A 19,865-nucleotide genomic window follows, 5' to 3' on the forward strand; every position below is an offset into this window, starting at 1 on the left:
TTAGCCGCATAACCGCTAGCAATTGTACCAACGCCCTCTGCATGTGAACTATCCCCGCTCGCTACGTTTAGAGCAGGATTACCAGATTCATCTCTGGCACCACCCTCAACATGGGAAGCTCTTCCTGTTGCCGTATTACCCTCTCCTTCAGCATGAGCATTTAATCCTGATGTTGGGTTATTTATATCACCTGTAATATTGGGGCCTGACCCCCGGTACGTTAAAGCGCTAAAGTGAAGCTTTGTTTTGCTGCATTGGCGTTTTGGTTTTTTGTTAGGTACACAGGTACAGTATAAACGCTAAGATAAAGTTAACACTTTCTGCTCGATAAAGATGATATTAGGACCTGACCCCTAGTACGTTAAAGGGCAAAAGTGATTTGTCCTTTGGCGCTTTATTGTGTTGGTTTCCTGCTTGTTGAATACACCCAAGAGATTTTATCACCCTTGCCATCTTTTTTACCACTCTCCGCCAAGGAGTTTACCAGGCTGCGCCAACATATTTTCCAATAAGTAAAAAACCCTACAGATTAATATTCTAGGAAACTGATTGTGCGTGGTTACTGATCTATCATTTATATATTGGAACAGGCTCCTCACGGTATATCAGCCATTTGATTAGTTCCTTTGGTAAAGGAGTCCAGCTTTTATGAATCTCCTTTTTAATAAATGTTTTCTTATTGTGAGCATTGCGAACAGATTGAGCCACTAGTGCGGTGGATTGAGCCACTGTTTGCGGTCATCTGAGCCAGTAAGTGCGAGGGTAAGAACCACTTTTATCAAAATATCATTATCGGCGACTAACCCCCGGTGAGTTAAAGCGTTAAAGGAAAGTTTTGCTTTGGTGTTTTGGCATGTTTTTTTCTGTTTTTTGTTGCTAAGGTTATAGTATTCCGGCTTGACGGTGTCTGGTTGATTGAGTATATTTTTATTTAAGGAGGGTTCGTCCTTACCTTTTAGAAGAGATGATAAGGAGGAGTTTATGTCCAGGAAGAGAAGAGTTTGGTATCCTGGTGCGATGTATCATATAACCGCACGGGGGAACCGTCGTATTGCCCTTTTTTACAGGGAGGAAGATTACCTCATGTATTTAGCGATCCTCGAAGATGTCCGCGCAATGTACCCTTTTGTTTTGCATTCCTACTGCTTGATGACCAACCACCTTCACCTACAAATTGAAACCAGCCAGCATCACATCAAAGACATAATGAAAGAACTTCACTCACGTTATGCGATTTACCTTAATCGCCGTTTGTGTATTGACGGCCACCTTTTTCAAGGAAGATACAGGTCGGGGTTGATTGAAACGGACCATTATTTTCTTGAAGTCAGCCGGTACATTCACCGTAATCCTCTGGAAGCGAAGATGGTGAAAATTCTTTCCCATTACCCATGGAGCAGCTACCCATCCTATATAGGCCTCATTGATAGTCCCCATGTTCACCCATCTAAAACACAATCCTATTTCCAAGATCCCTTTATAGAAAGTTACAAAAACTTCGTTGAAAGTAAAAAGTATACAAACCAATAGGAGTGATATTCTTGTCTGCCAAAATAACCAGTATCGGCCTGAAAGGATTGGAAGGCTATCGAGTGAGGGTAGAAGTCCAAGCCATGCAAGTTATGGAGTCTATTGTGATTGTAGGGCTGCCTGATGCTTCTGTAAAAGAATCGAAAGAGAGAGTCGCAGCCGCTCTTCACTCCATGAAACACTCCCTAACCGACCAAAAGATCATCATTAATCTATCTCCTGCCGAGCAAAAGAAAAACGGACCATTGTTTGATCTGCCGATGGCTCTTGGCGTTCTCCTCAGTATGAAGGAAATCCATGTGAAGATCTCTGAGGATTACGCGTTTATCGGAGCTCTCTCGCTGGATGGAGGCATTCAGCCTGTCGAAGGGATGCTGCCGGCCATATTGGCGGCCAAGAAGCTGGGAATCAAGAGGCTTTATATGCCTTTTGATCAGACATTGCCCCAATTAGAGTTTGCTGGATTGGGCATAGTCTATGTTTCGTCTGTTCACGAAGTCATCCAGCACTTATCTGGGCAGAACATCCTGCCTTTTTTTCCGCAGGTGATCCAAGAGGAATCTGTAGCAGAAAGCTTTATTAATTTTAATGAAATTGTTGGGCATTCACATGCAAAGCGTGCCTTGGAAATTGCGGCGGCGGGAGAACATCATTTATTTATGTCGGGCCCGCCAGGCTGTGGAAAGAGCATGCTTGCGGAAAGTTTTCCTTACATTTTACCGCCCCTGACAGAAGAAGCGCGCCTTGAGGTGATGAGCCTTTATCAGCTCAGTACCAGCAATGCAGCACATTCCCGGCAGCCGCCTTTTCGTAATCCCCATCATTCCGCATCTGGTGTTTCCATCATCGGCGGGGACCAGAATCCGAAACCGGGTGAAAGTTCCCTTGCCCATAGAGGGGTTCTGTTTCTGGATGAAATCGCCGAATTCTCAAAAAAAACCCTCGATATGTTGAGGCAGCCCCTCGAGAGCGGCTCGGTAACCATCAGCCGCGCCCATTCTACCGTCAATTATCCGGCATCCTTCATCTTAATAGGTGCGATGAACCCATGTCCCTGCGGCTTTCTCCATTCCCTCACCAATTACTGCACATGTACCCCAAAGCAAATCACCGCTTACCATAATCGGCTTTCCGGCCCCATCCGTGACCGCTTTGATATCCACCTTTCCTTAAAACCCGTAGATTTGCAGAGAGAGCAGCAAAACGAAAAGGAAGATTCAGAAGCAGTCCGCAAACGTGTCACTGAAGCCAGGAAAAGACAGCATGACCGATACGGGGAACAGATCTGTAACGGCAGGGTCACCTATGACCGATTGATGAAAAGCAGCTCTCTGTCAAACAGCCAGCACCAACTGATCCGGCAGCTGTCCTCTAAGAATCATCTAAGCAACCGGGCGCAGATCAAGATTCTCAGACTGGCTCGGACAATTGCCGATCTTGGGCATTCTGAAGAACTTTTGGATGAGCATATTTGGGAGGGGGTTAGGTTGCAGGGGAGGGGTATGGGGGATGCTTCGAAGAGAACGGTGATGAGGTGAATAATGTTTGGGATAAGGGCAGGCTCCATTCCATGTTAGGAAATAAACTTGTCCCTCTGTCCATAAAATATTAGAGGAAGTGAGGAAATAGAAAAGGAGCTGCAGCAATTCGAGGAGTGGGTTAACAAAATAGAATGAGATAGAAAATACCGTAATCAAGCTATTGAATGGTTGGAAGAGGTCACCAGCATTGAACGGTTTTTCAAAGAACTTACAATGGATTATCTGAGAGCTTGGATTATTATTAATACAGAGTTTTCAAAAGAAGCGTATATTATTAAATGGTTTGACCAAGAGGAGACTAAAATAGCAGATTGAAGGGTACCCGATTACGTTCAGGAAATGAATGATTCCATACACCAACCCACTCCTAATCAAGAATTGTCTGAAGCTCCCACACAAAAGGGGGTACCTAAAAAGTGAATAAAGAGAATAAGATAACCCACTGAGTTGGCATACGGAGTTATCATACTGCCACTTAGTGGGTTTATTTACATTTCCATTGTAAATGGAGAAGTGGTTATAATAATTAGTTTTACTATTTTCTGCAGTTAATACATTTATAATTAAATATATCTAAAAACACAGTGCCCTCGGAGCATTTTGAACACTTTTTGTATTGTAAGATGTATTTTTTACCTTTTTTATAATAATATGCATTTCTTGGTGCTAACACTAAAAAACTGCAGTATCGAGATGCTGATGGTTGGTCATTATTCCAATCTAGATGATTTTTCAAACCTTTCCTAATTTGTTCTCCAAAATAAAAGGTTTTTTTCCATTGATGCTTTTTAACTTTATCATCTGCATTATAGCCGCGGTATTCTATAAATAAATTAAACTTTGGTAGATAGAAATCAGGGTTATAATATTCCTTTTTCCCATTAATAAATGTTCTAATAAAAAACATTTCATATATTAATTCTTGGTCTTTACGCTTTAACTTATTATATAAAATACTCTCTCCTTTTGACCTGAACAGTATGCCGTCAACTTCGGTTGGTTCACCAATATTAGACCCTTCCTTTCTTTGTTCATTGAAATAAGTTTGTTTACCTTGTAACAACTTGATACTATTAATTGAACATTGAAAACAACCTAAATCGGATAAAATAGATATGTCATGCCCGAAGTTCTTTAGGCACTTATTTACCCCATTAGGATCATTAAGTATTTCAAGAGAATTAATACTACTATCTATACCAAGATTTTTAGAACCGTGCCTTTCTAAACAGTCTATACAATATACACTCTTCTCATTATTATCGTATTCATAGTCTGTCATTTCAAGAATGTTTAAGCACCCTTCATTTCGACATTCATGAGATTTAATTTCGTCATAGTAAGGATCTTCTAGCGGGAATAGTTCATTTCCATTCCAATCAATAATTCCATTATAAACTTGACCGACTTTCCCCATTTGGTTCCCTCCAAATTCTTGTTTTTATGTATAGGTGAATAAACTCCCGGGTTTAGATGGTAAATAGTCTAATAAGTTATGATTTGACATAATATCTAGATTAGACTGAGTTTCTTTTACACTACACCCTACTAAACTTGCAACTAGAAAAGTACAAATTATTAATAGTTTTTTCATGGCTTTTCTCTTTGGTCACTTAGAAATGTTGGTCTATACTCTTTTAAGTAAAAACCATTAGCTAGCCTAGAAATGTGGACGGGTAGTGTACGCGAGGAGTTATCTTCGAAATAGTACACAGTTTTATTATTTAAGATTTGATTCCAAACTTGTTTTTTCCTAGACCTATATTCTTTATCGCTTCCCCAAGCAACAATGATGGTATTAGCACTTTCAACTGCCCCTTGGATATATTTATTATTTTCACAACCAATAAATTCAGGTTTTGCTGAGAGCTTCTTTGAATCAGTTTCAATAAAAGCAAATAGGTTAACAACTTCTAAAGAACCATAATTATTATCAATGCAAAAGTTAAGACAACGATTAATAGACAAATCATTTTTCAACACATTTGCAATACTAGGATTGAGCATAATTACTGTTGCTTTTTTTAAGTTACTATCCCAAATTCTCTTTAATGAATATCTAAAAGTAGGACTTTGGGTATTGTCGAAAATTGCATCAAATTCCATTTTTACTCCCATACAGTCATTCTCCTCTACTCTTATTTTGGTATAGCTATCCTTTTCACTGTTGGTTGGAGTTCAATAAAGTGACATGTTGTGAAGACCTTATTATCTCTGAATAACAAGTATATCATTTTCTAGCCTCTTAAAGGAATAATATGGAATGTGATGTGTGGCTAATGGGTGTACTATTTGTCGATCAAGCCCATTTACAAGCTTTACAATTTTCTCGAGAATAATAGGTCTCACCCCTGTGAGTTAAAGCGCTATAATGAAATTTTGCTTTGCTGTTTTGGTTTTCTCCCTATTTTTGTCGGTGGTAGTTGGTCATAAGGCTCTGTCTTGACGTATCTGGTTGATGAAGTAAATTTTATTTATAAGCACGTTTGTTCTTGTGAATGTTACAGTGACGCCACGAGATATGTCGAATGTTTGAGGGACACAAGGACACAGGTCCCTCGTCCCACCAAATATTTACAAGGGGACACAGGGACAGGGCGAGACCACTGAAAAACGACTCCTTAAGTACTGTCACAGTGACGGCCCGAGATTTGTCGAAGGCTTTGGGGTGTCTTTTTTGTTTTTGTTGGAGGTTTTTAAGGGACACAGGGACAGGTTGAGACCACTGAAAAAGTAGCTTTTTTATCGCCTGCTAAGCACACATTTTGTGAATCTCACAACTTTTAGATGGAAAATTCAATAAAATGGTAATTGAAACAGATTGAGCCCTCTCTTAGAGGATAGTATTGCTGCTATCCTCTTTAAATTTACTGCTAATGCGGTTAGCTTGGCTTGTAAGGCCATGCTTTTTAGACCGTACCCTTTGGCACGACCTAGCCTGTGAAAATTCTTCATCTCACCATTTTTCCATTCCTGGCAAGCTCTTTTCTTGTATTCTACTTTAAATTCTTCCTTTTTTGTTCCTGGCTGTATTCAAAGAATTCTGGGGTATTGATACCAACTTCCATTACTTTACCCACGGTCTTCCCTGAAATACAAGCGTCCCTTATAGGGCAATTTCGGCATTGCTCCTTTTCGAAGTAGTACCGTTAAAATTCTCTATTTTTTCCTTTCTTATGATACTTGCGAACAGTGTGATTTCCCTTTACACCGAACCATTACTCTACCTAATTCATCTTTTTCTTCGTGTTAAAAGAACTTGCACTCATATCATTTTCTCCTTCTTCCCAACCTGTAACAACTCGAATCATTTATTCTTTTTTTCATAAATCACAGTTAGCAGGCGCCCATCTTCTGTCATTCCCACTTCTTGCTGGGAGGGACAGAGGGACAGTGAACGTCTCTCCCAGATTGAATATTTTCCGCAACTACAGCCGCCCTTCTTCCATTTTTAGTCTGTTTCCTATACCATAGGGCGATTTCAAGTATGATCCTCAAATCGGTCTTCATAAAGTCTTCCCCTAGTATCTCTGTTATTTTATTCAGACGGGGGTAAAGGGTTTGTCTTACGATGAAAAGTTTATTGGCAGTGTCTTGTTTATTGCCGTGGCATTGCAGATAGGCATCAAGTGTTTCCAGTAACTGGCTGTTATGGTTCTGATCATAGTTTATTAGAGGTTCAAGATATTCATTGATGATTCCTGGGAGCTGGTTATTCAGGATGAGCGGGACCAGCAGTCTCTCAAGTTGGAGATCTTGGTAGAACATCAAGTGACGGTTCTCAAAGATTTTTTTTATTTCAATGGCTTCCTTTAGTGTCATTAGTGATTTGGACAACTCGTCTGTCGATTGATAATCCTTGCCGGCGATTAGTTCTATTGGCTCTTCTATTGCTGCATATAAACGGGATAACCGCTGTTTAAGGGATGCTCTGTTTCCGAAAATATCCCGGAAAAGTACAAAAAGGGAGGATGAGGAGGGAAGGTATGTGTATAGCATTTCAAAACCTTCTTCTTCGGCAAGACTTTCATAATCTGAAAGACTATTTCTTCCCAATACCAATGCTGGAATTCCAGGTGCCAACTCCTCGGAGATGGCAGCCGTGACCTCAGTAAAGCTGGTGTGGTGCTGATTCCAAAGCTGTGTCAGATGCTGGGATAAGCTTAGATTTTTATCAGGATAGTAGATGTAGTCATAAATCTTCTTTGTTATGTCGATGAAGCGGACTTGTTCATAAAACGCAATTATTGGAAAGTCATGTTCCTCCGAGAGATTCATCATTTCTTCAGGCAGTTCTGATATGTATGTATTTAATTCGATGCACAAACCTGATGCTTTGTTTTGTATCAATTCCTTCATCAACCTTATGGCGACTTCATGATTTTCTCCCCAGCCTATACCGGTGGTCAATATGAGTTCACCACCATTTATTAAGGTCCCTATATGGTTCACTTCCAATATATGTGCCCACTTGACCATTTTGGTTGTTCCCTTTATCCCGCTTAGTACTTTTGCTGATTGAAAGCAATCCATTGCTAATATCATTTCAATTGTTAGATAACTGTCCTTTGTCATGCTAAAGAGACCTCCTGACTTTACACAATGTAAGTTGTTCAGTTTTTTTACTATTTGTTTGTCTAATGAAATGTAATCGTTTTCAATGTAAAATATTATTTGAATATTCATAATTATTTTATCAAGTATAGCGAAAGAAGGGAAGGATTAGGTGCAAAAGTTAGAACAGAGCCCGGTTACATTGTCAAATTTCATTGGAAATAAAAAGGTACCTACAAGAAGTCAAAATTATGGAGCAGTTTACAATCCGTCAAATGGGAGGGAGATAGCCCAAGTTCCAATCTCCTCGAAAGAAGATGTGGACGCAGCTGTCCAAACAGCAAGGGAAGCTTTCGAAACGTGGTCAGAAGTACCGGTTCCCAAGAGGGCACGTCTAATGTTCTCTTATCACAGGCTGCTGGTGGAACATGAGGATGAGTTAGCGAAGCTGATTACATTGGAGAATGGAAAAAGTTTCAAAGAAGCAAAAGGGGAAGTTCTGCGGGGAATCGAGTGCGTTGAATTTGCAGCTGGAGCACCTAATTTGATGAAAGGTGAAAGCCTGACAAACATTGCATCGAATATGGATTCATCGATGTATCGTTATCCAGTCGGGGTGGTAGGAGGCATAACGCCTTTCAACTTTCCGATGATGGTGCCATGCTGGATGTTCCCGCTTGCCATCGTGTGCGGAAATACATTCGTATTGAAGCCTTCTGAAAAAACACCATTGTTAGCTAACAGGCTTGCGGAATTATTGAAAGAAGCCGGACTTCCCGATGGCGTGTTCAATATTGTGCATGGTGCGAAGGATGTTGTTGAAGGTCTGCTGGAGCATGAACAAGTGGATGCCATTTCATTTGTAGGTTCCCAGCCAGTTGCAAAGCTTGTGTATGAACGCGCTTCGCAAACAGGCAAGCGGGTGCAGGCGCTGTCGGGTGCAAAGAACCATCATATTGTCATGCCGGATGCGTCGGTCCGACAATCAGTAGATGAAATCATAAAATCTTCATATGGCAGTGCCGGCGAAAGATGCATGGCTTGTAGTGCGGTCGTTGTCGTGGGGGATCAGCCGACATTCATGGAGGCACTTATTCATGAGGTGGAGAACTTAACTGTCGGGGATGGCTTTCAAGATAATGTGTCCTTGACACCGCTTATTCGCAAGGAGCACCGGGACAAAGTGGCGGATTATATTGAGAAAGGTGTAGCCGAAGGGGCAGAGTTGTTATGTGATGGCCGTAATCATCCATCAGCACAAGGTGAAGGCTTCTATTTAGGAGGGACCTTGTTAGATCAGGTAGAACCTGAAATGACCGTTGCTAAAGAAGAAATCTTTGGTCCGGTAGTAAGTGTCCTTCGCGCAGAAACCATTGAGGAGGCAGTCGATAAGGTGAATCAGTCACGTTTTGGAAACTCTGCCGTTCTTTATTCGAATGACTCCAGAGCAGTCAGGTATTTCCGTGAAAAAACGGAAGCCGGGATGCTGGGAGTGAATGTGGGAGTTCCTGCGCCAATGGCCTTTTTCCCATTCTCAGGCTGGAAAGAGTCTTTCTATGGAGACCTGCATGCAAACGGATCAGATGGTGTGAATTTCTATACAAGAAGAAAGATGCTGACCAGCCGGTTCTAGACCAGACAGAAGGATGGTGAATAATAAAGTGAAGACAAAAACCTGGCAAGAGCGGGACAAAGAAAATGTTATGCACGCGATGACACCTTATGCGAAAACACCCCTTATCGTAAAAATGGCAAAAGGCTGTTTTCTTGAAGATTCCGATGGAAACAAATATTTAGATGCGATGAGCGGGCTCTGGTGCGTCAATGTGGGGTATGGGAGAGAGGAATTGGCGGAGGCTGCTTACCAGCAGCTAAAGGAGATGCCCTACTATCCGCTGACCCAAAGCCATTATCCGGCCATTCAGTTAGCGGAGAAAATCAATGAATGGCTTGATGACGAGTATGTATTCTTCTTCTCAAGCAGCGGTTCTGAGGCAAACGAAACCGCATTTAAGATAGCGAGGCAGTATCATAACCAAAATGATGAGCCAGGCAAATATAAAATTGTTTCCCGTTACCGTGCCTACCATGGCGGTACTATGGGGGCCTTGTCAGCAACCGGGCAGGCGGAGCGGAAATACCGCTATGAACCATTGGCTGCCGGCTTTCTGCATACCGTGCCGCCGGACTGCTACCGATGTCCTTTGAAAAAGGAACCTGGAAGCTGCCAAACCGCTTGTGCCGATATGATTGACCAGACTATTACATGGGAGCTTAATAGGACGGTTGCGGCGGTCATCATGGAGCCGATCATTACAGGGGGCGGCATTCTGGTCCCGCCGGAAGGCTACTTGAAAAAAGTCAGGGAGATTTGCGATAAGCATGGTGTTTTGCTGATAGTGGACGAAGTGATCAGCGGTTTCGGCCGAACGGGAGAGATGTTCGGATTTATGCATGAGGGTATTAAGCCGGATATCATCACAATGGCAAAAGGATTGACCAGTGGCTATTTACCGCTCTCTGTTACAGCGGTTAGGAAAGACCGCTATGAAATGTTTCAGGAGGCTTGTGAATATGACCATTTCCGATCGGTCACAACATTTGGCGGGAATCCGGCTGCTTGCGCATTAGCCCTGAAGAATATAGATATCATTAAGGATGAGGGCTACATCAGCAACGCCGCTGTTCGCGGGCAGCAGCTCTATGAGGAAGTGAAAGAGCTGTTGAGTCATCCCAATGTCGGTGACATCCGAAGTAAGGGGTTATTGCTGGGAATTGAACTGGTTGAGGACTCACTGACCCGCAAGCCGATTGAGGAAGAAAAGGTTAATAGCATCATCTCAGCATGTAAATTGAAAGGGGTCATCATCGGAAAGAATGGGGATACAGTGGCTGGGTTTAATAATATTTTAACGGTGGCGCCTCCACTTTCCATTGATGAAGGTACGATATATTTCTTGAGCGGTGTTCTTAAAACTTCGATTCGTGAAGTTTTAACTTAATAGACAAGGAGATGGGAGAATTGCAGAAAGATCTAGGGGGAAAGCAGGATTATCGGTTTAAGATTGCAAACCGGGAAGCGTTGATAGGAGTAGCTTTGGCCGTCTTCAACTTCCTTTGGTGGTTTGCCTTCGCATATGGGCTGGGTGATGAGTCACCTGAAAATTACTCATATGTATTCGGGCTGCCGGCTTGGTTCTTTTACAGCTGTGTAGTTGGATTCTTGATCATGGTGGTACTTGTTATAGTTGTTGTGAAATTTTGGTTTGTCGACGTCCCATTTGATGAAGATGGAGGTGAGAAATTATGAACTTGGCAGTTATTTTACCTTTAGTTGTCTTTCTGATTATCATTTTCTTCATCGGTTTTTGGGCAAGTAAATCTTTAAAAACAACAACAGAGAATTCATTCTTGCAAGAGTACTTCCTGGGCGGAAGACAGCTCGGGGGGTTCATCCTTGCGATGACCATGATCGCCACTTACGGAAGTGCGAGCAGTTTCATCGGTGGTCCCGGTGTTGCTTATACTCAAGGGCTTGCCTGGGTATTGCTGTCAATGTCACAGGTGGCAACCGGTTATTTTGTCTTAATGATTCTTGGTAAAAAGTTTGCAATCATGGCTCGTAAATATAATGCCGTGACGTTGATCGACTTCTTAAAAGAACGTTACAAGAGCAAGTGGGTGGTCTTAACGGCCGCTTTAAGTATCATCATTTTCCTATTCTCGGCAATGGCTGCCCAGTGGGTCGGCGGTGCCAGATTAATTGAGTCGTTGACAGGATTAAACTATACAACAGCATTATTCATCTTTGCTGTTTCCGTTCTTGTATATGTTATTATCGGCGGATTCAGAGCCGTCGCTTTGACGGATGCTGTTCAAGGCGTCGTCATGTTTGGGGGTACGCTGGTTCTGCTGATTGCCACAATCATCGCAGGAGGTGGTATCTCGAATATTATGGGTGATCTATTGGCGGAGAATCCCAACTTGGTGACTCCGTATGGTGCGGCGGGAGATCTGAGCCCATCGTATGTATCTTCTTTCTGGATTTTGGTAGGGGTGGCTGTAGTCGGTTTGCCGCAGGTGACCGTTCGTGCTATGTCTTATAAGAATTCACGATCCATGCACCGGGCACTCATTATCGGAACGATAGTAGTTGGATTTATCATGTTGAATATGCATTTGATCGGTGTATTTGCCCGTCCGATTTTACCTGGCATTGAAGTGGGCGACAAAGTGATGCCGATGATTGCCCAGGAGGTCCTGCCAGCATGGCTTGCCGGAATTGTATTGGCGGCACCTATGGCAGCCATCATGTCTACGGTTGACTCCCTCCTGTTACTTGTCAGCTCTGCTGTCGTAAAAGATGTTTACTTGAACTACATCAAGCCCGAGGCAGCCATTGGTACGGTTAAAAAGCTAAGCTTCAGTGTAACAGCGATCCTCGGGGTATTAGTGTTCCTGATGGCTTTGAACCCGCCGGATCTACTAATCTGGTTGAACCTATTTGCCTTTGGCGGTCTGGAAGCTACATTCATTTGGCCGGTGGTACTGGGACTTTATTGGAAAGCGGGCAACAAGTACGGAGCGCTGTCATCCATGATTGTTGGGATAGGTTCCTACATTATTGTTGATCAATATTTCCCTAATCTGTTCGGGATGCATAATGTTGTCGTTCCTATCATTCTATCATTTGTGGCATTTATAACCGTTAGTCTGATGACAAAATCTTATACAGTGAATGATTATATTACTCAACAAAAACTGGAAAGGAGTGTTTAACGGAAATGAGTGAAACTTTCACAGAGACCAGATTTACACGAGATCGAAAAGAAGTTATTTCCTTAACACAGGACTTAGTAAGGATACCGAGTGTATACCGCCCTGGGATTGAAGGGGGCAATGAAGAAAAGGTTGCTCACTTTGTCGCGGGTCACCTAAGCAATCTTGGGATTGAAGTCCATGTGGAAGAAGTTGTGCCTGGACGGCCGAATGTCATCGGTATCGTGGATTCGGGCAAGCCTGGAAAAACACTTCTGTTTGAAGGGCATACGGATGTCGTGACAGAGGGAGACCATGATTCATGGAAACATGACCCGTTTGGGGCAGAAATTATAGATGGCCGTATGTACGGCAGGGGAACAAATGATACAAAAGGTAACTTAGCCTGCATGATTACTGCGGTCCATTCCCTGTTACAGGATCAGGAAGAATGGTCAGGAAAAATCATTTTGTGTATCCCGTGTGATGAAGAAGGCATGATGATCGGAATCAAGCATTTCATTAAGCAGGGCTGGGCAGATGGTATAGATGGAGCCATCATTTGTGAGCCGGAAGAAAATCAGGTATGCATCAACCAGAGGGGCGCCATGCGTGTCGTTTTGAAAACGTATGGAAAAATGGCTCATGGCGCGATTTCCTGGAGCGGCATCAACCCAAACTGGCGCATGGCTAAAATAATTTGCGAGCTGGAAAAATTGGAAAAGCACGAGCAGGAGCGTTTAGGCAAGCATCCGACACTGGGATGGCCAAGTATCACACCGACGATCATTCAAGCACCTGTCAAAGGGGATGCGCAAATCAATGTCATTCCTGAACAATGTATGACGACACTCGATATCCGCACCGTGCCTGGCCAGGATCATGAAGTCTTACAGAAGGAAATCCACCGTATTTTTGAACGGTTGTCAAAGAATGATCCCGACTTCAAAGCAGATTTTGAAGTGATTGAGGACCGCCCATGGACAGACACAGATAGAGAAGATCCAGTTGTGAAGGCTGTCGCGCAAGCTGTGCAAACAGTTTTGAAAATGGAGCCGGTCTATAATGGAGTGCCAGGTGCAACGGATGGAACCTTCCTTCATGTTGCGGGTGTTCCGATTGTGACCATTGGGGCGGGAGATCGTGAAGTTCCACACCAGATTGATGAATATGTGGATGTTGATGAGTTGGCAGAAACGACTGAAATATTCCGCCAGGCGGCTCTGAACTTTTTAAATGAAGAGGGTGCTTGAAGTTGAGTAAGCATAAAATTGCCATCCTGCCCGGCGACGGCATAGGTCCTGAGGTTATGCGTGAAGCGGAAAAGGTATTGCGTCTACTGTGTGAAGAGGACCCGAATTTCCAATGTGAGTTCACTACATTGGATTGGAATTCAGAGTATTATCTTGCACACAATCGGATGATGCCTGAAGACGGATTGGATAGGCTGAAAGCATTTGATGCGATTTTGTTCGGGGCAATCGGTGACTCCCGGGTTCCCGATTATGTAACCGTTTGGGAATTGATCATGCCAATCAGGAAGAGGTTCGGCCAGTATATTAATTACCGTCCTGTCAAACAGCTGGAGGGAATCCCCACACCCTTTAAGAATCAAAATCAGAAGGTTGATTTCGCCATTATCCGTGAGAATGCAGAAGGGGAATATTCCAATTCCGGCGGCAGACTTTATGAGGGAACTGATCACGAGCTCGCCATTCAGAATACCATCATGACAAAGGAAGGAGTCAAAAAAGTAAGCCGATTCGCATTTGATTACGCGCGTTCGAAAGGGCTGAAAAAAGTAACAAGTGCCACAAAGTCCAATGCGGTTATTCACTCCATGAATTTCTGGGATGAAGTCGTCAATGACGTTGCGGGTAATTATCCCGATATTGACCTGGAACGGATTTACATTGATGCCCTTGCTGCTTTCTTTGTTCAAAAACCACAAACCTTTGAGGTGGTTGTCGCCTCGAATTTATTCGGTGACATTTTGTCTGACCTCGGTTCGGCGGTCGTCGGGGGGCTGGGGGTATCGCCTTCTGCCAACATCAACCCATCCAAGGAATATCCATCCATGTTCGAACCTGTGCATGGATCGGCACCTGATATAAAAGGGGAAGAAATCGCCAATCCGATTGCGCAGATTTGGTCGGCGGCGTTAATGGTTGAGCATTTGGGCAGGTCCGACTTACATGATGCTATCTTAGAAGCAATTGAAGATTCTATTGCAGCCGGTGTTGTTACTCCGGATTTAGGCGGCACATCATCGACAAAGGAAGTTGGTTCAGCAATCAAAAATCATTTAAAGCTGCGAATGAAGGAGGAGAATACGAATGCAGCTGCAAGATAAATCAATTGTTGTTACAGGAGCTGGCGGCGGCATGGGGCTGGCGGTAGTAAAGTTACTGCTGGAAAAAGGCGCAAAGGTCATTGCCAGCGACTTGAATACACAAGAGCTCGACAGTATCCAAAGCGACCAGCTGGCAGTCTATGAAGGAGACATGTTGGACGAGCCGTTTGTTCAATACGTTTTTGCAGAGGGGAATGCCAGATTTGGGTCAATCAGCGGATTGGTCAACGCGGCGGGGATCGCTCAAAAAGCAACCCCCATCGAGGATGTCACTCTGGATGAATGGAACCGGTTAGTCAATGTGAATACGACGCTCCTATTTTTAACGTGTAAAGAGGCGGCTATATATATGAAACAACAAGGCTATGGCTCGATCATCAATGTTGCGTCAATCTCTGCTGTTCGTCCCCGACCAGGTCTCCAAGCCTATATCGCCTCAAAGGGCGGGGCGGAAAGCTTTACCAGAGCATTGGCGATTGAACTGGCTGCTCATCAGGTCCGGGTCAATACCGTCCATCCGGGGCCATGCGATACGAATATGCTGGAACAGTTTGCGGCAGAGGGGACCGATATTGATGAGGTGAAGGATACCATTTTTAAACAAAGCGTCCCTTTAGGAAAGCTATTAAAACCAACGGATATTGCCCATTCAATCGCGTTTCTTCTCTCTGATGAGGCTGAAATGATCACTGGGGCAACCTTGAATATTGATGGTGGAAGAGGAATCTAACGTAAGGGTGATAACATGAAGGAACTGAAGATGTATATTAATGGGGAATGGGTCAACAGCAAATCTGGCCAAACGATTCCATTTTATGATCCGGCTGACCAATCAGAAATCGGGACGATTCCAAGAGGCCTGGAAGAGGATATGGATGAGGCGGTCCAGGTTGCCCTTTTCACCTTCGAAAGTGAAGAATGGCGGACATTTAAACCTCATGAGCGCGGTTATGTATTACTTGAGCTGGCGAAAAAAATTCGCGAGAACCGGGATGAGCTGGCGGAACTTGAAACAGCGGACGTGGGAAAACCAATGTCTCAGGCATACGCTGATGTTGAAGCGGCGGCCCGTTATTTTGAGTTTTATGCAGGTGCGGCGGATAAGATGATGGGGGAGACGATTCCCATTGAAGATGGAGTCCTTGATTTTACTGTGAGAGAGCCTATAGGTGTCACTGCCCATATCATTCCGTGGAATTATCCTATACAGATCACTTCTCGAAGTACAGCGGCAGCGATTGCAACAGGCAATACAGTCGTTTTGAAAACAGCGGAGGATACTCCTTTAACAGCATTGAAGCTCGCTGAGTTCTTTGCTGAGACAGCTTTACCCAAAGGTGTGTTTAATGTGGTGACAGGGTATGGGCGTGAAGCGGGGCAGGCTTTGTCATCACATCCCAAAGTGAATCATATTACCTTTACGGGATCTGTAGATACCGGAAAAATGATCATGAAGTCAGCTGCGGAAAATATTGTTCCTGTCACTCTTGAACTTGGCGGTAAGTCTCCAAATGTAGTGTTCAGGGATTGTGATGAGGAAAAGACGGTAGATTGGGTTACAAAATCCATCATTCAAAACGCGGGGCAAACATGTTCCGCTGGCTCGAGATTATTGGTCGAAGCTTCTTATAAACAGCGTTTTGTATCCTTATTGAAGGAACGATTTGAACAGCTGAGAGTAGGTCCGGGTAAAACAGATCCTGATATAGGACCTATCTTGTCTAAAAACCAATTTGAACGGGTTATGACATTTGTTGACCAAGCTGAAAAAGAAGGGAAAATCGTTACAGGCGGCAAGCGCGTAGAGATAGAAGGCTTTGAAAATGGTTATTATGTAAGGCCGACTATCATTGATGAGGTATCACCTGACAGCGTCATTGCCCAAGAGGAGATATTTGGACCGGTTCTCTCTGTATTCACTTTTGAATCAGAAGAAGAGGCCATTCGACTCGCTAACGGCACCGATTATGGCCTGGTCACAGGAATTTGGACACAAGATATAGGGAAGGCCCACAGGCTGGCCGACCGGATTCGGTCAGGTCAGGTATTTATTAATAATTATGGCGCGGGCGGTGGCATTCAAATGCCGTTTGGCGGCTATAAAAAGAGCGGGTTCGGCCGGGAAAAAGGGCTGGTTGCCTTGAAGAATTATACCCAGCTTAAGAACGTGGCCATAAAGTACCGGTAGAGGACAGAGGGACGGTCTCTCGTCCCGCCAAATATTCACAGAGGGGGTTCCTTTAAATTATGGTCACAGTGACGCCCCGAGATTTGTCGAAGGTTTTGGGGTGTCTTTTTGTTTTGTTGCAAGGGACACAGGGACACAACAGGTTCCTCGCACTAGCCGGTTTGAGATTATCAATAAGCTAGCGGCAAAAACGGCACAATCCATCATCCATGTGTTGAAAAACTTGCCTAAAAAAGTGGTGAAGTTCATCACCGCCGACCGTGGCAAGGAATTTCATCTTTAGGAAAGAGTTGAAAAGGGGCTAGAGAAGTTCCCTTTTACTTCTCGGATCCCGGAAAACCAGGTCAGCGTGGTACGGAACGAAAATAGCAACGGTCGCATTAGGCGTACGTACCCAAAAGGTACCGATTTCAGCGGGATGATCCGGAAGGACATCATGGATTTTCTCTTGACGTTCAACTGGGTTCCCCGGAAAGTGCTCAATTATAATAAGCCATTTGAGGTATTCATGAGTTTCTTGCTGTGTTCGACGTGAGTTCACAATTTACATATATATAAAGGCAAGTCTGAAGGAGAGACATGTCATAGCAATATGTCTCTCTTTTCTGTTATGAGGTAAATGGTAGCGTGACGAGGGATCTGTTCCTCCGTTCCTCAGTCCGGAATGCATCTCCTTCGGGAAGGTCTACGACCGCTGTTCTTCGCTAACTGTTATCAAAACAAGCAGATGATTCCTGAGAGTGCCGTGCATTGGTTTTGGCTGCAATCGCGGAGGGCCGGCAGGTTTCAGTAAGCTGTACGGAGCCTTCGCTGGATGAATTTACTTGCAATGGGAGGATCTTAGAAAACGGCAACCAAGGAAGATTGTTAGTTGTATGGACTGTGCCAGTTGAGATGACCGCTGTGTCCCTTGAAAATATCAGCTGCCATGCCGCTCAGACCATCCCCCATTCGAAAGGGCCGCTGATAGGAACCGATCTCTTCGATCCGATGATCCCACAGTCGGTCACTCTGTGAAAGGATATTCAGGTTGAGATTCCGGTCAAACTCGAAGTGCTCCGCAAGTTTTGTCTACCGAGGGCGGACAATATTCCACTTCCTACTGAGTTATACTGATATAGTTTCATAGATTTTTTCAAGGGAAGGGGGTCCTTCCCCCTTATTTATATCGAATTCATGGTCTCGCCCACCCCTCGTTGGCACTATCCCATATATTGGAGTAAAAAGCTAAAGTATGAAGGGATAGAGGGATGATGAAGAATATTACGTCAGGATTCCAGGTGTCAGAAACCGATAATCAGATGCCTCCCAATTTTATAAAGAATGAGGGGCCGCTCGATGAAGAAAAGATAGTCTATTATTCCAAAAGTGCTGGCTATTCTGTCTATTTTACAGAAGAAGGGGCCAGATTTGTTTTCGTTGGAAGAGAAAAAGGAGAAGCTTTGGCAGATAAGGAGCTTCCTGAGGAGCTAATCGCATTCCGGCTGGATTTTAAATTTCTGAATGGCGATAAAGCAATAGATCCAGTCGCGATGGGAGAACTGCCCGGTAAGGTGAACTACTTTCGGGGTTCTGACCCGGCTAAGTGGCGGACGGAAATCCCAATCTTAATTGAAGTGGTTTATATACAAGTGTGGCCGGGGATCAACCTTTTCTTTTATGGAAGAGAAGGAAAGTTGAAATATGGTTTTTTGGTACAGCCGTGTGCAAAAGTGGAGGATATTCAGTTCACTTATGAGGGGGGTGAGAGTCTATCGATCGATCAAGAGGGGAATCTGGAAATTGAGACGCCGATTGGGATGATGATAGATGAGCGACCGGTGAGTTTTCAAGAGAAAAACGGCCGGCAAGTGCAGGTGGGTACTATATATAAGGTTACGAATACCGAGGTTGGAACCAGAACGGTTTCTTTTCAGGTTGGAGATGATTATAATCCGAATTACCTGTTAATTATTGATCCTGGCTTGCTCTATTCCTATTATCCTGGCGGCACAGGATCTGACCGAGGGAACTTTATCAGTATCGCCACAGATCATTCTGGAAATGTCTATCTGACTAGGAGTACGAACTCTCCCACCGGAACATTCCCAACAGTCGAAGCGTTTCAGGCAGAATACGGAGGAGGCGTTAACGACGCGTTTGTAACAAGGGTCAGTCCGAGTGGTTCTCTTGACTATCTCTCTTACTTAGGGGAGAGCGGAGAAGATGCTGGCAACACCATTGTTGTAGATATCTTTGGCAATGCCTGTGCAACAGGCATAACCGGTTCCCAGACTGGCAGTTTTCCGACAGTAACTCCCTTCCAATCTTCCTATGGAGGCGGTAGTACGGATGCTTTTGTTGCAAAAATTGGTGAGGACCGCACCATTACTGTCAAAAACGATCCTGGAGAGTGCGGAGCCATTGTTGATTATGAAAATCTTTTAGGCGTTACATGTAATCCAAGGTCTGGTTCTTTTTTTCGGTAGGGGAGACTGTGATCAGGTTATCGGGTGCCTGACCCCCGGTGCGTTAAAGTACTATAGTAAAGTTTGGTTTTGGCGCTTAGCCATTCTGGTTTATTGGTGGATGTTCAGGGAGAGGTTGAAACCCAAATACTGGTACCGCTGATAGACATATATTTAATAATTAAAACTGCTATAATATCTTAAAAAGAAGGAGGTGGTAAAAATGGATGAGAGAATGGAAAGAATGGAAGGAATGCTTTCTCAATTAAATTCAAGTGTTTGCAATTTGAATGAAATGGTCGGTAATATTAAAATCGAGAACGAACAGCGCCATAAAGAGCTCCTTGCTAAATTGAAGAACTTAGAATTAGATCAGGAATATATCTGGGAAAAAGCAGTACGGAACGAAAGGGAAATTGCCCGGATTGTGAAACAAAGAAGTTAAGAATTTCTACGCGATGTCAGCTATTACAACGATTTTTATTACGTCCACT

General features: G+C 43.8%; 16 protein-coding genes and 1 pseudogene. 13 read left to right on the forward strand and 4 right to left on the reverse strand.

The window, feature by feature from the left end; genetic code table 11:
* Positions 1-981 precede the first annotated feature (981 nt).
* On the forward strand, positions 982-1,530 hold the full coding sequence (locus B9Z54_RS10600) for a transposase (RefSeq protein ID WP_113928364.1): 549 nt from the start codon (positions 982-984) through the stop codon (positions 1,528-1,530).
* An 11-nt stretch (positions 1,531-1,541) separates the two neighbouring features.
* Positions 1,542-3,068, forward strand: a complete 1,527-nt coding sequence (locus B9Z54_RS10605; protein ID WP_113928365.1) for a YifB family Mg chelatase-like AAA ATPase — start codon at positions 1,542-1,544, stop codon at positions 3,066-3,068.
* A gap of 538 nt (positions 3,069-3,606) precedes the next feature.
* Here the strand turns inward: B9Z54_RS10605 and B9Z54_RS10610 are convergent.
* The 4 genes and pseudogenes from B9Z54_RS10610 to B9Z54_RS10625 all read right to left on the reverse strand — a co-directional run bounded on the left by B9Z54_RS10610 (position 3,607) and on the right by B9Z54_RS10625 (position 7,646).
* Positions 3,607-4,488, reverse strand: a complete 882-nt coding sequence (locus B9Z54_RS10610; protein WP_113928366.1) for a PDDEXK family nuclease — start codon at positions 4,486-4,488, stop codon at positions 3,607-3,609.
* Positions 4,489-4,661: 173 nt separating this feature from the next.
* A complete protein-coding gene (locus B9Z54_RS10615) occupies positions 4,662-5,189 on the reverse strand; it encodes a DUF1643 domain-containing protein (RefSeq protein ID WP_113928367.1) in 528 nt (175 codons plus the stop codon).
* Positions 5,190-5,867: 678 nt separating this feature from the next.
* A pseudogene (locus B9Z54_RS25695) lies at positions 5,868-6,289 on the reverse strand (transposase); the annotation flags it as partial.
* 139 nt (positions 6,290-6,428) lie between these two features.
* Positions 6,429-7,646, reverse strand: a complete 1,218-nt coding sequence (locus tag B9Z54_RS10625) for a PucR family transcriptional regulator (protein ID WP_240189881.1) — start codon at positions 7,644-7,646, stop codon at positions 6,429-6,431.
* Positions 7,647-7,797: 151 nt separating this feature from the next.
* On the opposite strand from B9Z54_RS10625, the gene B9Z54_RS10630 reads away from it, so the two are divergent.
* The 11 genes from B9Z54_RS10630 (at position 7,798) to B9Z54_RS10685 (ending at position 19,816) form a co-directional block, all read left to right on the forward strand.
* Positions 7,798-9,258, forward strand: coding sequence for a CoA-acylating methylmalonate-semialdehyde dehydrogenase (locus B9Z54_RS10630; protein WP_113928369.1), 1,461 nt, complete (start codon positions 7,798-7,800; stop codon positions 9,256-9,258).
* Positions 9,259-9,271: 13 nt separating this feature from the next.
* Positions 9,272-10,627: an aspartate aminotransferase family protein gene (locus tag B9Z54_RS10635; RefSeq protein ID WP_113928370.1), complete on the forward strand. Its 1,356-nt coding sequence runs from the start codon at positions 9,272-9,274 to the stop codon at positions 10,625-10,627.
* 20 nt (positions 10,628-10,647) lie between these two features.
* Positions 10,648-10,935 (forward strand): YhdT family protein, encoded by a 288-nt coding sequence (locus B9Z54_RS10640; protein WP_240189883.1) that lies wholly within the window; start codon positions 10,648-10,650, stop codon positions 10,933-10,935.
* Positions 10,932-12,404 carry a sodium/pantothenate symporter gene (panF, locus tag B9Z54_RS10645; protein WP_113928372.1) on the forward strand — a complete coding sequence of 491 codons (1,473 nt, stop codon included), beginning with the start codon at positions 10,932-10,934 and terminating at the stop codon, positions 12,402-12,404. The genes B9Z54_RS10640 and panF overlap by 4 nt, the downstream gene beginning before the upstream one ends.
* Positions 12,405-12,409: 5 nt before the next feature.
* Positions 12,410-13,636, forward strand: coding sequence for a M20 family metallopeptidase (locus tag B9Z54_RS10650; RefSeq protein WP_113928373.1), 1,227 nt, complete (start codon positions 12,410-12,412; stop codon positions 13,634-13,636).
* Between the two features lie 2 nt (positions 13,637-13,638).
* Positions 13,639-14,736: a tartrate dehydrogenase gene (locus B9Z54_RS10655; protein ID WP_113928374.1), complete on the forward strand. Its 1,098-nt coding sequence runs from the start codon at positions 13,639-13,641 to the stop codon at positions 14,734-14,736.
* Positions 14,720-15,466 (forward strand): SDR family NAD(P)-dependent oxidoreductase, encoded by a 747-nt coding sequence (locus tag B9Z54_RS10660; RefSeq protein WP_113928375.1) that lies wholly within the window; start codon positions 14,720-14,722, stop codon positions 15,464-15,466. Before B9Z54_RS10655 ends, B9Z54_RS10660 begins: the two co-directional genes overlap by 17 nt.
* 15 nt (positions 15,467-15,481) lie before the next feature.
* Positions 15,482-16,924 (forward strand): aldehyde dehydrogenase family protein, encoded by a 1,443-nt coding sequence (locus B9Z54_RS10665; protein WP_113928376.1) that lies wholly within the window; start codon positions 15,482-15,484, stop codon positions 16,922-16,924.
* Positions 16,925-17,680: 756 nt separating this feature from the next.
* Positions 17,681-17,941 carry a hypothetical protein gene (locus B9Z54_RS10675; RefSeq protein ID WP_162785173.1) on the forward strand — a complete coding sequence of 87 codons (261 nt, stop codon included), beginning with the start codon at positions 17,681-17,683 and terminating at the stop codon, positions 17,939-17,941.
* A 233-nt stretch (positions 17,942-18,174) separates the two neighbouring features.
* Entirely contained in the window at positions 18,175-19,392 is a 1,218-nt protein-coding gene (locus B9Z54_RS10680) for a DUF7948 domain-containing protein (protein ID WP_113928379.1), read from the forward strand.
* Between the two features lie 202 nt (positions 19,393-19,594).
* On the forward strand, positions 19,595-19,816 hold the full coding sequence (locus tag B9Z54_RS10685; RefSeq protein ID WP_113928380.1) for a hypothetical protein: 222 nt from the start codon (positions 19,595-19,597) through the stop codon (positions 19,814-19,816).
* Positions 19,817-19,865: the final 49 nt, after the last annotated feature.

Source organism: Bacillus sp. P14.5 (assembly GCF_003316765.1).
Classification (GTDB): Bacteria; Bacillota; Bacilli; order Bacillales; family Bacillaceae_B; genus Rossellomorea.

Coding starts and splice junctions, on each gene's coding strand:
- B9Z54_RS10600 (WP_113928364.1), top strand. CDS start 982: ATGTCCAGGAAGAGAAGAGTTTGGTATCCTGGTGCGATGTATCATATA.
- B9Z54_RS10610 (WP_113928366.1), bottom strand. CDS start 4,488: ATGGGGAAAGTCGGTCAAGTTTATAATGGAATTATTGATTGGAATGGA.
- B9Z54_RS10615 (WP_113928367.1), bottom strand. CDS start 5,189: ATGGGAGTAAAAATGGAATTTGATGCAATTTTCGACAATACCCAAAGT.
- B9Z54_RS10625 (WP_240189881.1), bottom strand. CDS start 7,646: ATGACAAAGGACAGTTATCTAACAATTGAAATGATATTAGCAATGGAT.
- B9Z54_RS10635 (WP_113928370.1), top strand. CDS start 9,272: ATGGTGAATAATAAAGTGAAGACAAAAACCTGGCAAGAGCGGGACAAA.
- panF (WP_113928372.1), top strand. CDS start 10,932: ATGAACTTGGCAGTTATTTTACCTTTAGTTGTCTTTCTGATTATCATT.
- B9Z54_RS10650 (WP_113928373.1), top strand. CDS start 12,410: ATGAGTGAAACTTTCACAGAGACCAGATTTACACGAGATCGAAAAGAA.
- B9Z54_RS10660 (WP_113928375.1), top strand. CDS start 14,720: ATGCAGCTGCAAGATAAATCAATTGTTGTTACAGGAGCTGGCGGCGGC.
- B9Z54_RS10665 (WP_113928376.1), top strand. CDS start 15,482: ATGAAGGAACTGAAGATGTATATTAATGGGGAATGGGTCAACAGCAAA.
- B9Z54_RS10680 (WP_113928379.1), top strand. CDS start 18,175: ATGATGAAGAATATTACGTCAGGATTCCAGGTGTCAGAAACCGATAAT.
- B9Z54_RS10685 (WP_113928380.1), top strand. CDS start 19,595: ATGGATGAGAGAATGGAAAGAATGGAAGGAATGCTTTCTCAATTAAAT.